At 60.1% G+C, this 10,873-nt stretch carries 14 protein-coding genes and 1 pseudogene; 8 read left to right on the top strand and 7 right to left on the bottom strand.

Translation table 11 applies throughout. The features are described from left to right. A partial coding sequence (locus tag C8K61_RS16050; RefSeq protein WP_146174296.1) for an OprD family outer membrane porin occupies nucleotides 1–170 on the bottom strand: 170 nt, incomplete at its 3' end. Between the two features lie 322 nt (nucleotides 171–492). Between C8K61_RS16050 and modA the strand changes: the two genes are divergently transcribed. Genes modA through C8K61_RS16030 form a run of 4 tightly spaced genes read left to right on the top strand, consistent with a single transcriptional unit; the run spans nucleotide 493 to nucleotide 3,347 of the window. Next, nucleotides 493–1,248, top strand: coding sequence for a molybdate ABC transporter substrate-binding protein (gene modA, locus C8K61_RS16045; RefSeq protein ID WP_108097267.1), 756 nt, complete (start codon nucleotides 493–495; stop codon nucleotides 1,246–1,248). Nucleotides 1,249–1,261: 13 nt separating this feature from the next. Then, nucleotides 1,262–1,948, top strand: coding sequence for a molybdate ABC transporter permease subunit (gene modB, locus C8K61_RS16040; RefSeq protein WP_178086457.1), 687 nt, complete (start codon nucleotides 1,262–1,264; stop codon nucleotides 1,946–1,948). Continuing rightward, nucleotides 1,945–3,024, top strand: coding sequence for a molybdenum ABC transporter ATP-binding protein (modC, locus tag C8K61_RS16035; protein ID WP_108097265.1), 1,080 nt, complete (start codon nucleotides 1,945–1,947; stop codon nucleotides 3,022–3,024). The genes modB and modC overlap by 4 nt, the downstream gene beginning before the upstream one ends. Nucleotides 3,025–3,038: 14 nt before the next feature. Continuing rightward, nucleotides 3,039–3,347: a hypothetical protein gene (locus C8K61_RS16030; RefSeq protein WP_108097264.1), complete on the top strand. Its 309-nt coding sequence runs from the start codon at nucleotides 3,039–3,041 to the stop codon at nucleotides 3,345–3,347. Here C8K61_RS16030 and C8K61_RS16025 read toward each other — a convergent pair. The 3 genes from C8K61_RS16025 to C8K61_RS16015 all read right to left on the bottom strand — a co-directional run bounded on the left by C8K61_RS16025 (nucleotide 3,329) and on the right by C8K61_RS16015 (nucleotide 4,773). Further along, nucleotides 3,329–3,739, bottom strand: a complete 411-nt coding sequence (locus tag C8K61_RS16025; RefSeq protein ID WP_108097263.1) for a DUF3010 family protein — start codon at nucleotides 3,737–3,739, stop codon at nucleotides 3,329–3,331. The two genes, C8K61_RS16030 and C8K61_RS16025, sit on opposite strands and share 19 nt — an antisense overlap. Nucleotides 3,740–3,744: 5 nt before the next feature. Then, complete coding sequence (locus C8K61_RS16020) at nucleotides 3,745–3,957, bottom strand: hypothetical protein (protein ID WP_108097262.1); 213 nt, start codon at nucleotides 3,955–3,957, stop codon at nucleotides 3,745–3,747. 114 nt (nucleotides 3,958–4,071) lie between these two features. After that, entirely contained in the window at nucleotides 4,072–4,773 is a 702-nt protein-coding gene (locus C8K61_RS16015) for a YebC/PmpR family DNA-binding transcriptional regulator (protein WP_108097261.1), read from the bottom strand. A 271-nt stretch (nucleotides 4,774–5,044) separates the two neighbouring features. Here C8K61_RS16015 and C8K61_RS16010 point away from each other — a divergent pair, with 271 nt between their 5' ends. From C8K61_RS16010 to C8K61_RS15995, 4 genes are all read left to right on the top strand, one after another. Beyond that, on the top strand, nucleotides 5,045–5,839 hold the full coding sequence (locus C8K61_RS16010) for a Stp1/IreP family PP2C-type Ser/Thr phosphatase (protein WP_108097260.1): 795 nt from the start codon (nucleotides 5,045–5,047) through the stop codon (nucleotides 5,837–5,839). Nucleotides 5,840–5,983: 144 nt separating this feature from the next. After that, nucleotides 5,984–7,612 carry a serine/threonine-protein kinase gene (locus C8K61_RS16005; protein WP_108097259.1) on the top strand — a complete coding sequence of 543 codons (1,629 nt, stop codon included), beginning with the start codon at nucleotides 5,984–5,986 and terminating at the stop codon, nucleotides 7,610–7,612. A 95-nt stretch (nucleotides 7,613–7,707) separates the two neighbouring features. Beyond that, nucleotides 7,708–8,556 (top strand): FHA domain-containing protein, encoded by an 849-nt coding sequence (locus C8K61_RS16000; protein ID WP_108097258.1) that lies wholly within the window; start codon nucleotides 7,708–7,710, stop codon nucleotides 8,554–8,556. 250 nt (nucleotides 8,557–8,806) lie between these two features. Then, complete coding sequence (locus C8K61_RS15995) at nucleotides 8,807–9,289, top strand: phage infection protein (RefSeq protein WP_108097257.1); 483 nt, start codon at nucleotides 8,807–8,809, stop codon at nucleotides 9,287–9,289. Between the two features lie 205 nt (nucleotides 9,290–9,494). Here the strand turns inward: C8K61_RS15995 and C8K61_RS15990 are convergent, their stop codons facing one another. The 3 genes and pseudogenes from C8K61_RS15990 to C8K61_RS15980 all read right to left on the bottom strand — a co-directional run bounded on the left by C8K61_RS15990 (nucleotide 9,495) and on the right by C8K61_RS15980 (nucleotide 10,845). Next, nucleotides 9,495–9,896: a VOC family protein gene (locus tag C8K61_RS15990; RefSeq protein ID WP_108097256.1), complete on the bottom strand. Its 402-nt coding sequence runs from the start codon at nucleotides 9,894–9,896 to the stop codon at nucleotides 9,495–9,497. A gap of 207 nt (nucleotides 9,897–10,103) precedes the next feature. Continuing rightward, nucleotides 10,104–10,421 (bottom strand): annotated as a pseudogene (locus C8K61_RS15985) (DUF2025 family protein); the annotation flags it as partial. Nucleotides 10,422–10,536: 115 nt separating this feature from the next. Further along, nucleotides 10,537–10,845 carry a hypothetical protein gene (locus C8K61_RS15980; RefSeq protein WP_108097254.1) on the bottom strand — a complete coding sequence of 103 codons (309 nt, stop codon included), beginning with the start codon at nucleotides 10,843–10,845 and terminating at the stop codon, nucleotides 10,537–10,539. Nucleotides 10,846–10,873: the final 28 nt, after the last annotated feature.

Raw genomic sequence — 10,873 nt, 5'->3', positions numbered from 1 at the left:
GTGGTCGCGGCGTTGGCGGTGTTGCCGCGAGCCAGGTTGCGGTTGTCGGCGTTGATGTAGAAGTTGCGCAGACCCAGAGTGGCCTTGCTGTCTTCGATAAATCCAGCGGCACTGGCTTGTTGGGCGAGCGCGCCGACAACGGCGGCGAGGGCGAGTGGGTGCTTGGTCATGTTGTGCTCCACAGAAGCGTTTTGTTATTTGGTGTGGTCCGTTGGTTGCTTTTAATCGCTATATTTGTGTGACTATAGCGAATGGCCTGAAACCGCTGAAAATGGGCGTTTCAGGCAGTAGTAAAGACAGCGGACGGCGTGCATAACGCCAAAACTTGACTTTAAAGTCAAATATTTTCAAGATGCGCGCCATTGCCACCCGAGCTTGAAACTCCCTTTATCGCTATATTCTCAAGGAGATAGCGCTAGGCGTGGAACGTGAAAAACTTTCTTCTGTCGTCGTTCACCTCACTGCTAAAAACCATAAAACAAGGAGTTGTCCATGATTCATCGTATGTCTCGCCTGGTTGTCACCTTATCTGCCACGTTCGCCCTGAGCGGCGCCTTTGCTGATGAGGTGCAGGTGGCGGTAGCTGCCAACTTCACCGCGCCGATTCAGGCCCTGGCGGCAGATTTCGAGAAAGACACCGGCCACAAGCTGGTGGCCTCTTACGGCGCTACCGGTCAGTTCTATACCCAGATCAAAAACGGCGCGCCGTTCGAAGTGTTCCTGGCCGCCGATGACACCACTCCGGCCAAGCTCGAAAGCGAAGGCGAGACCGTCAAAGGCTCGCGCTTCACTTACGCTATCGGCTCGCTGGCGCTGTGGTCGGCGAAAGAGGGTTATGTCGACAGCAACGGTGAAGTGCTGAAGAAAAACGCCTTCCAACACCTGGCCATCGCCAACCCGAAAGCCGCGCCTTACGGCCTGGCTGCAACCCAAGTGCTGGAAAAGCTTGGCCTTAGCGCTGCCGTACAACCGAAGATCGTTGAAGGCCAGAACATCACCCAGGCTCTGCAATTCATCTCCACCGGCAACGCCGAGCTGGGTTTTGTCGCCCTGTCGCAGGTATACAAAGACGGCAAGATCACCAGCGGTTCCGCCTGGTTGGTGCCCGCCAGTCTGCATGAGCCGATCAAGCAGGACGCCGTTATTCTCAACAAAGGCAAAGACAGCGCTGCTGCCAAAGCCCTGGTGGAATACCTGCACGGTGCCAAGGCGGCTGCTGTGATTAAATCCTACGGTTATCAACTCTAAGTTCTGAGGAAGGTTGGCGATGTCATTGACCAGCGCTGATTTCGCTGCGATCTGGTTGACCCTGCAATTGGCATCGCTGACCACCGTGCTCTTGCTGGTCATCGGTACGCCCATCGCCTGGTGGCTGGCGCGTACCCGTTCCCGGCTCAAGGGCCCGGTGGCCGCTGTGGTGGCGTTGCCGCTGGTGCTGCCACCGACGGTGATTGGCTTCTACCTGCTGATTACCCTCGGCCCCCACGGGTTTATCGGGCAGATCACCCAGAGCCTTGGCCTGGGGATCTTGCCGTTCAGTTTTGCCGGCTTAGTGGTCGGCTCGGTGTTCTACTCCATGCCTTTTGTAGTGCAACCGATTCAGAACGCCTTCGAGGCCATCGGCGAGCGGCCGTTGGAAGTGGCGGCGACACTGCGCGCCAGCCCCCTCGACACTTTTTTCAGCGTGGCCCTGCCCATGGCGCGGCCAGGCTTTCTCACCGCGGCCATTCTCGGTTTCGCCCACACCATTGGTGAGTTCGGCGTGGTGCTGATGATTGGCGGCAATATTCCGGATAAAACCCGAGTGGTCTCAGTGCAGATATTCGACCACGTCGAAGCCATGGAATACGCCCAGGCCCATTGGCTGGCCGGCGGCATGCTGGTGTTCTCCTTCGTCATTCTGCTGGTGCTGCAGGCCAAAGGCCGCACCAAGGCGGTGGTGAGATGATCGAGGCGCGCTTCAAGGTCGACTATTCAGGCTTTGGTCTGGACGTCGATTTGCAGATTCCCGGCCGCGGCGTCACCGCCTTGTTCGGTGAGTCCGGCTCGGGCAAAACCACCTGCCTGCGCTGCGTTGCCGGTTTGGAGCGGGCTGGTCAGGGTTACCTGCGGGTCAATGGCGAAATCTGGCAAGACAGCGCCGCGGGCTTTTTCCTGCCCACTCACCAACGCGCGCTCGGCTACGTGTTTCAGGAGGCCAGCCTGTTTGCCCACCTGTCGGTGCGGCGCAACCTGGAGTTCGGCTTCAAACGCATTGGCGGTGCCGCGCAGCGGGTGAAGCTGGCGCAAGCGGTGGAGTTGCTCGGCATTGAGCATTTGCTCGAACGTATGCCCGAGCACCTGTCTGGCGGCGAGCGCCAGCGCGTCGGCATCGCCCGCGCCCTGCTCACCAGCCCGAAACTGCTGCTGATGGACGAGCCGCTGGCGGCGCTCGACCAAAAACGCAAAAACGAAATCCTGCCGTACCTGGAGCGTTTGCACGACGAGCTGGATATTCCGGTGTTGTACGTCAGTCATGCCCCCGCCGAAGTGGCGCGGCTGGCCGACCATCTGGTGCTGCTCGCCGAGGGCCGCGTGTTGGCCAGTGGCCCGGTGAGCGAGTTGATGGCGCGGCTGGACTTGCCCCTGGCCCAGAGCGATGACGCCGGTGTGGTGGTGCAAGCGCAGGTGCGCGACTACAACGCCGACTATCAACTGCTGAGCCTTGGTTTTGCCGAAAGCGAACTGCGTTTTCAGGTGGCCCATACGCCGCTGCCGCTGGGTAAGCAGATGCGCTTCAAGGTGCAGGCCCGCGACGTCAGCCTGGCCCTGGATAAGCCGGCACACAGCAGTATTCTCAATGTGTTGCCGGTAACCGTGGTGGCCGAGGTGGCCGCCGAAAACAGCGCCCATGTGCTGGTGCAGCTGACTATGCAGGGCACACCGTTGCTGGCGCGGATCACGCGTTTTTCCCGGGATCAGCTTGAATTGAAGGTCGGCCAAGCCCTCTGGGCGCAAGTGAAGTCCGTCGCGGTGTTGGCCTGACAATGGAGAGGGCAATGCTGGAAAAACTCGACACCTGCCGCGCGCTGGAAGAACAACTCTGCACCGGCCAGCACTGGCCGCCGGAGCTACGCGCGGCGTTGCATGAACTGCTGGAGAAAATCACCCTGGCCGGGCATGAGATCAACCTGTTGAGCCTGGGCCTGTTCCTCGCCGACTTCGTGCCGCGGCACAGCCTGGACCGCGCCGAAGAGTGGCAGGAGCGGGCGGCCAAACGCTGGTTCAGCCACAGCAAACCGCTGTTGATTGAGCGCCTGGCAGACTTTTTTATTGGGGCCGATGCGGCCTACAGCAGGCCTTCGTAAGCCAGGTCGTAGGCTTTGCCCAGGTCGATGGTTGCCGGTTTCTGCGCCTTGCTGTCACCGGCTTTGCGCTCGGTGGCTTTCATCGTTGCCGGGTGAGCGAAGTCCACCGGTACCAGTGCGCTCGCCAATACCACGCCTTCCAACAGAAACGTGCCCGCGCCGCCTGCACCTTGGCCCGCCGTGGCGCGGCGATTGAGTATCAACTTCTCGACCTTGTTGGCCGTGCAAAAGCTGCTCAGCGCGCGTACGAACGCGGCGACATCTTCCTGTGTCGGGTTTTTCGGCACCGCCAGCTTGTTGAATTTCTCTGCCACCAGGCTGTGGCTGGCGCGCGTGCCGGCGAGGGTAACGATGCGCGCTTCATTGGCCTTCAACAGCAGGCCGGCAACCACGCTACTCAACGTTTGCCCATCGAGCGGCGGGTGCCATTCGGCGCGCGGCCCGGTTTTTTGTCGTGGTTGGACTTATCCATGGGTTTGTAGCCCAGCTGGGTTTTGTCCTGGGCGCCCTTGGCAAAGGCCGAGAAGGGGAAGCTGAAACCGGCTTTCTTCTCTGTGGCGTCGGTGGTGGCATCCACTTCGCTCGGTTGTTCGGGCAGGTCGGTGGTCATGGGGGAGTCCGCAGGGATATATAAAGAGGGAACGGTGTTTCCAGGTATCGCGACTGAAGCCTCTCCCACAAAAGACTCATCTGGGAGCGGCTTCAGTCGCGATGCTCTTGGGGCTTAGCCCGACAACCCGACGTACACGTTCTGCACGTCGTCATGGTTATCCAGCGCTTCGAGGAAGGCTTCGACTTCTTCCATTTGCGCTTCGGTCAACGAGGTCACCGGGTTTTTCGGACGGTAGCCCAGGCTGGCCGAGTTCACGGTAAAACCGTATTCAGGCAGGGCGCGGCTGACGGCGTCGAGGTCGGTGGGTTCGGTGATGAACAAGGTGGCGCCTTCTTCAGCGGGCTCAAAGTCTTGAGCGCCAGCTTCGATAGCGGCTTCTTCCGGATCGGCAGCGCCCTCCGGGCTGGCTTCGATCATGCCGACATGGTCGAAGTCCCAGGTTACCGAACCGGACGCGCCCATCTGGCCCTTGCGGAACAGTACGCGGATTTCGGCGACGGTGCGGTTGATGTTGTCAGTCAGGCACTCAATGATCACCGGCACCTGGTGCGGGGCGAAGCCTTCATAGGTCGCGTGGTGGAACGTCACCGTGTCACCCAGGAGGCCGGCGCCTTTCTTGATCGCGCGCTCCAGGGTGTCTTTGGGCATCGAAGCCTTTTTCGACTGGTGGATGGCCAAACGCAGCTTGGGGTTGAGGTCCGGGTCGGCGCCATTACGGGCAGCGATCATGATTTCCTTTACCAAGCGACCAAAAATCTTGCCTCTGGCGTTGGCGGCGGCTTCTTTCGGTTTGGCTTTCCACTGTGCGCCCATTGCTGGCTCTCTTGCTCTGACGGGAAGTAAGGCTCGTGGCGCGGTATACAGGGCCGGTTGGCGGCCGTAAAACCAGGGCGACGAAATAAGGTTGCCGATTTTAGTCGCTCTGCCGCGCGCTGGCACCCCCTGAAATCGAGTTGCCTGTCGCAGGGTCAAGGCTCGACTGTTTAACACTTTTGCGTAAAAGCGATGACAGCGCTGTAGCAGGGTCGCATCATTCAGCGTCCTTTTACCCTCCACCCATCAGCAAACGGTCCGCCAACGGCTTATGCCCACTCCCTTCGCTCCAGTCTCGCTCGGCTATGCCGCACTCTCGGTCAGTGGCCAGGTGCGCACGCACAACGAAGACGCGGTGCTTTGCTGCCCGGCCCTGAACCTGTGGGCGGTGGCCGATGGCATGGGCGGTCACCAGCGCGGCGAAGTGGCCAGTGCCCTGGCGCTGGATACTCTGCTGGAAGCGGTGCATCAGGGGGAGTTGTTGGAGCACGCTGTGCACAGCGCCAACGCGGCGATCATCGAGGCGGGCGAGCAAGATCCCGACTCTGCCGGCATGGGCACCACCCTGGTGGCCGTGCGTTTCACCAACGCCCAGTTCGAACTGGCCTGGGTCGGCGACAGCCGCGCCTACCGCGTCAGCGGGCAGGGCATCGAACAAGTCAGTCGCGACCACAGCCTGGTGCAGGAACTGATCGATGCCGGGGAACTCAGCCCGGACGAAGCGCGTAATCACCCGCGACGCAATGTGGTCACCCGCTGCCTGGGCCAACCCGAGCTGAGCCTGGAGGTCAGCGTGGTCAGCGGTACCTTGGCGCCGGGCGAGTTGCTGCTGCTATGCAGCGATGGCTTGAGCGGCGAAGTGCGCGATGAGCAGATTCAGCAACGCTGCGCTTCGGCGGCCACCCTCGACGAGCTGGTCGAGCAACTGATCGCAAGCGCCAACGAGGCCGGCGGGCGCGACAATATCTCCTGCATCGTGATCGGGCTCGCAGTCGTGGAACAAATCGGCGCGAATCAGCGCCCACAAAGTTTCCTCAGGAAACTTTTGAATCTAGGAAAACTCTGACAATTTGTTGGAAAATGCGCCGAAACTCGGAAATCCTTCGCCGAGCGCACGACACAGCCAACGGGCGGCACTGCCAGCGACTTCTACGCCCTGCGACCTAGAGCCTCCGGCCCGATAACTATAACGACGCGTATCGACCTTCTTATGAATGACAGCTTGCTAGAAATTCCCGGTTACCTCGTGCATGGCCGCTTGGGAAAAGGTGGTATGGCCGAGGTGTACCTGGCCACCCAGGAGTCGTTGCATCGCCAGGTGGCGATCAAGGTGCTGCTCAGCGCAGACGACGAAGCCTTCAGCAAGCGCTTCATCAAAGAGGGGCATATCGTCGCCTCCTTGCATCACCCCTCGATCATCACCATTTACGACATCGACCAGTTGCCCGATGGCCGCTACTACCTGGCCATGGAGTTTGTCGCGGGCGGTGACCTGGCTCAGCACAAGGGCGAAATCTTCGAAAGCCAACGCGCCCTGGCCATCGTCCGGCAGATCGCCAGTGGTCTGGCCGTGGTGCATGACAAAGGCATGGTGCACCGCGATATCAAGCCGGCGAATATTCTCTTTCGCGCCGACGGCACGGCGGTGATTACCGACTTCGGCATCGCCAAAGAGCTCGACCTCAACAGCGAGCTGACTCACTTCAATATCGCGGTCGGCAGCCCTGCCTACAGCAGCCCCGAGCAGGCGCAGTGCGAAGCCCTGGATGCGCGGAGCGATATCTACAGCCTCGGCGTGATCCTGTTGGAGATGCTCACCGGCACCAACCCGTTCAAAGGTTCCAGTTACACCCAGACAGTGATGAACCATGTGCAGATGGAGGCGCCAGAACTGCCGGACCGTCTGCGCCAGTTCCAGCACCTGCTCAACCGCATGCTGGCAAAGAACCCGGACGACCGTTTTGCTGACTGCCATGTGCTGTTGGCCAGCCTTGCCGAATTGAACGAACAGGACCTCGACCACACCCGTCTGACGCCGGTGGTTCCGATCAACGCCAAGAGTAAAGAGAAGGCGCTGAAAGCGGTGCCGGCATCGGCGCCTGCGGTGACGGTGCCGAAGACCCAGCAGGGCAAGTCCAAGCTGTGGATGGTCGCCCTCGGTCTGCTGCTGGTGATCGGTGGCGCTGGACTTGGCGGCTATTACTACCAGCAACAACAGAAGATCAGCGAGTTCCTCACCCAGGGCGAACTGAGCCTCAACGAAGGCCAACTGGTCGACCCGCCGCAGCACAACGCCGACTACTTCTACCGCCAGGTGCTGCTTATCGACAAAAACAACGCCCAGGCCCTGGATGGCTTGCAGCGGGTGTTGCAGGCGCGCATCGCCAACAGCCTGAACCTGGCGCAGAAAGCCGCCAATGAAGACAAGCTGCTGCAGCCCGAAGGCGACAACGCGGTGTTCTATTACCAGCAGGTGCTTGGCTGGTCGCCGGGTAACGAGCAGGCTCTGACCGGGCTGCAAGCCGTGGCTGAACGGTTCTACGATTTGAGCGAAGTGGCCTACGACAAACTCCAGTACGACCAGGCCTTGCAACTGATCAAAAGCGGCCTGGAAGCCCAGCCCGATAACGAGAAACTGCTGAAGAGTCTGGATGGCCACGACGAGCGGGTACGCCAGACCCAGGCGGCCATCGCGGCACGGGCTGCGGCGAAGAAAAAGGCCTCTGCGGCGGCCGCTTCAAGCAGCCGTACAACGCCCACTAGCAGTGCGTCGGCCGCTCCTGCCGATGAAAAAAATCCGAATGTAGTCAAACGCTTGTGGAATAAACTCTTCAACTAGTGGCAAAGTGATACTCCTTTTCTGCGAGGCTCCGGCGGGCCTCGCACTAAGGGTTATTCGCCCCCCGCTGGCTGTCATTCTCAAGGTCGTGCCGCATGCTCAGGATTCATTTCAGCGACAACCGTCAGGCCCCCATCTGGTTGGTCGACGAGCGTTTTACCATTGGCCAGGACAGCCGCAACAACCTGGTACTGACCGACAGCGATATCAGCCCCTTCCATGCGGAAATCCGCCAGGACCACGGCCTTTACTACCTCACCGATTGCGGCACCGCCGCCGGCACGTTCGTCAATGGCGACCGGGTGGGCGCGCGGTATCAACTGCGCTCGGAAGACAAAGTACGCCTGGGCAGCCTGGAACTGACCGTGATCGACCCGGCGAAGAGCAAACCTAAACCGGCCGCCGCTCCGCGTTGGTTCTTGCAGGTGATCACTGGCGAGGAGCACCAAGGGCATAAATTTCACGTCACCGGCTCGATGACCTTCGGCCGCTCGGTGAAGTGCGAAATGTGTTTTGGCGACCTGGAGCTGTCGCGCCGCCACGCCGAGTTCTTCCTCAAGGACGAAGTGCTGGAGATCAAAGACCTGGCCTCGGCCAACGGCGTGTACGTCAACCACCAGAAAGTCGGCATGGCCGTGCTGCAACCCGGCGACCAGGTGCGCATGGGCTCGGTGACCCTGCTGGTGATTGGCCCGAAAGTGGAAGTGGCGCAAGCCGATGCCGAAGACGCGACGCTGTTTATGCCAGTGGTCAACATCGCCAAGCCGACGGTGATCAAACCGGTGGCCCAGGCGGCCACCGTCAACCCACTGAAAGTAGCGGCGGACAATGCCGTGCAGCAAGAGGCCGCGGTCGAAGCTCGCCCGGTGAATAAAGTGCTGCTCAGCGTACTGGCGTTGGTGCTGGCCATCGGCGGCGCATTCGCCCTCAAGACCCTGCTCTGACATTTTTTCGTTCAGCTCAAAATATCGCGGCTAAAGCCGCTCCTACGGACCCTTTGATCGGTAGGAGCGGCTTTAGTCGCGATGCTTTTTGCTCGTGAAAAATCGTTAACCTGCTGATAGCTAAGCTATTTCTTCGCTATCAATGCTATCGATGACAGCTATCGCGAGCGTTCACTTTTTAATCAGCTGGCGATCCGTAAGATTGGCCCCGTACTCACTTACGCCACCCCAATCTTCCGGAGCAACCATCATGAAATCTCAAGCATTCGCCGCACTGTTTATCGCTGGTCTGTTCACCCTGCCAGCCGCTCATGCCGAAGGCGGCGCTGACCGTCTGCAACAAGATCACCGCATCGCTTACGAAGGCGGCTACATGGTCCTCGACCGCGTTGCCGAAGGTGGTGCAGAACGCACCAACCGTGTTGCCGAAGGCGGTGCAGAACGTACCAATCGTGTCGCTGAAGGTGGTGCAGAACGCACTAATCGTGTCGCTGAAGGCGGCGCAGAACGCACCAATCGTGTCGCTGAAGGCGGCGCAGAACGCACCAATCGTGTCGCTGAAGGCGGTGCAGAACGCACCAATCGTGTCGCTGAAGGCGGTGCAGAACGTACCAACCGTGTCGCTGAAGGCGGTGCAGAACGCACCAACCGTGTAGCCGAAGGCGGTGCAGAACGTACTAACCGTGTTGCTGAAGGCGGTGCTGATCGTCTGCAAGCACGCACTCTGGCCTGATCCCAGGCCAGGTTTCACCTTCCTTCAAAGCCCGGCACTGGCCGGGCTTTTTGTTGCCCGCGATTTCACTGCGGTTTAGGTTTTTTACTACTGTCGTCCCAGTGCAGGCTGGGACCCAGAGTTCTGGATGGGGCGAGTTTGCGTGGCTGCCGCAATATTCTGGGTCCCAGCGTTCGCTGGGACGACGGTGGTTTGGGGTGAAACGTTACGCAACCGCTTCATCCGCCATTGCCACCAACTCCCAGATATGCCCGTCCAGGTCCTCAAACCCGTGCTGGTACATAAAGCCGTAATCCTTGGGTTCACTCAAGGTTCGCCCACCGGCGGCCAGGGCTTTGCGAACCAAGTCATCCACCGTTTGCCGATCCGCCACGCCCAGGCAGGTCAGCACTTCGCTGTGGGTTTTCGCGTTGCACAGCGCCTTGGGAGTGAAGGCCTGAAATTTCTCCTCGGTCAGCAACATGGCGTAGATGTGCTCACCAAGAATCATGCAGGTGGCCGTGTCATCGGTGTATTGCGGGTTGAAGGTGAAGCCCAGCTCGGTAAAAAAGGCGATGGCTTTGGGCAGATGCTTGACTGGCAGGTTGACGAAAATATCCCGAACCATGGTGGTTGCTCCTTAATGGCGGGTCGCTGGATTCAGCGACTACACCCTTGGTCGAACGCCAGCGCGGCAAATCGACAGGGCGCAGCCATTTATTTAGACCAACCACGGTTACAGCAGGGTGGTAGTGGGTAACCGTTCAGCGTTTTCATGGGCGCCATGGCCATTTTTGCAGGTGCCGTTCTGGCAGTCGCCGCTGCAGGTTTTCTTCTGTACCCGGCGCTCGGCATGGATTTCCGCCAGATCACGGCGGCGCATGTACACGTGCAAGGCGGGAGTGAGGTTGAGGCGGTCGTCGATGTTCTGGTCGAGCAACAGTTGCAGGCAGTCGCGGTTGAGGCTCATCAGATCGCCTTCGACCTGCACCCAGACGAACTCACAGGCTGGAGTAATGCTGCTTTCCAGCACGTCGAGGCCAAAGGAGTCCTCGCTGAAGCGCACCAGGTGCTGGCCGGTTTTGGTGTTGAAGCCGACGAAACCCTTCAGCTCGTCGGCGGCAGCACAGATGCTCGCGGATGTGATGTTCATGCTCGACCTCATGGGCAAAAGCGCCGTGGCGCGGGTCGCACGGTTATACGGCGGCCCTGACGGTAGGCTCTTGCCCCAGATCAACGTGAGCTCAATGAGAACTCATTGCATCCAGTCAGTCGTCTTCGGGTTTCGCTGGCGGGCCTTTGTGCTCGCCATCGCCAAGGCCTGGCGGATGGTCGGGCATGGCGGCCAGGGTGCCGTTGAATTCGTGGCAAACACCTTTGAAGGTCTTACCGTCCGGGCCGCTAAAACTCACGGTGGCACCTTCGCTCTGGCCTTTGCAGGCTTCAATGGCGAACGGCGGCGGGCCTTTGTGATGCTCGCCATCAGGTCGCGGCGGGGGCATGTCGGCGGCCATCGCCAGAATATTCAGAAAGGTGGCAGTGAATGCCGCAACGGCAAGCAGGGGAAGATGGCGCATGGCAACTCCTCGAAAACGGGAGGCCATT

The organism is Pseudomonas sp. GV071, from assembly GCF_003050835.1.
GTDB lineage: Bacteria > Pseudomonadota > Gammaproteobacteria > Pseudomonadales > Pseudomonadaceae > Aquipseudomonas.
The sequence above is the reverse complement of the archived record's forward strand: the minus strand, read 5'-3'. Positions and strand labels throughout refer to the sequence as shown.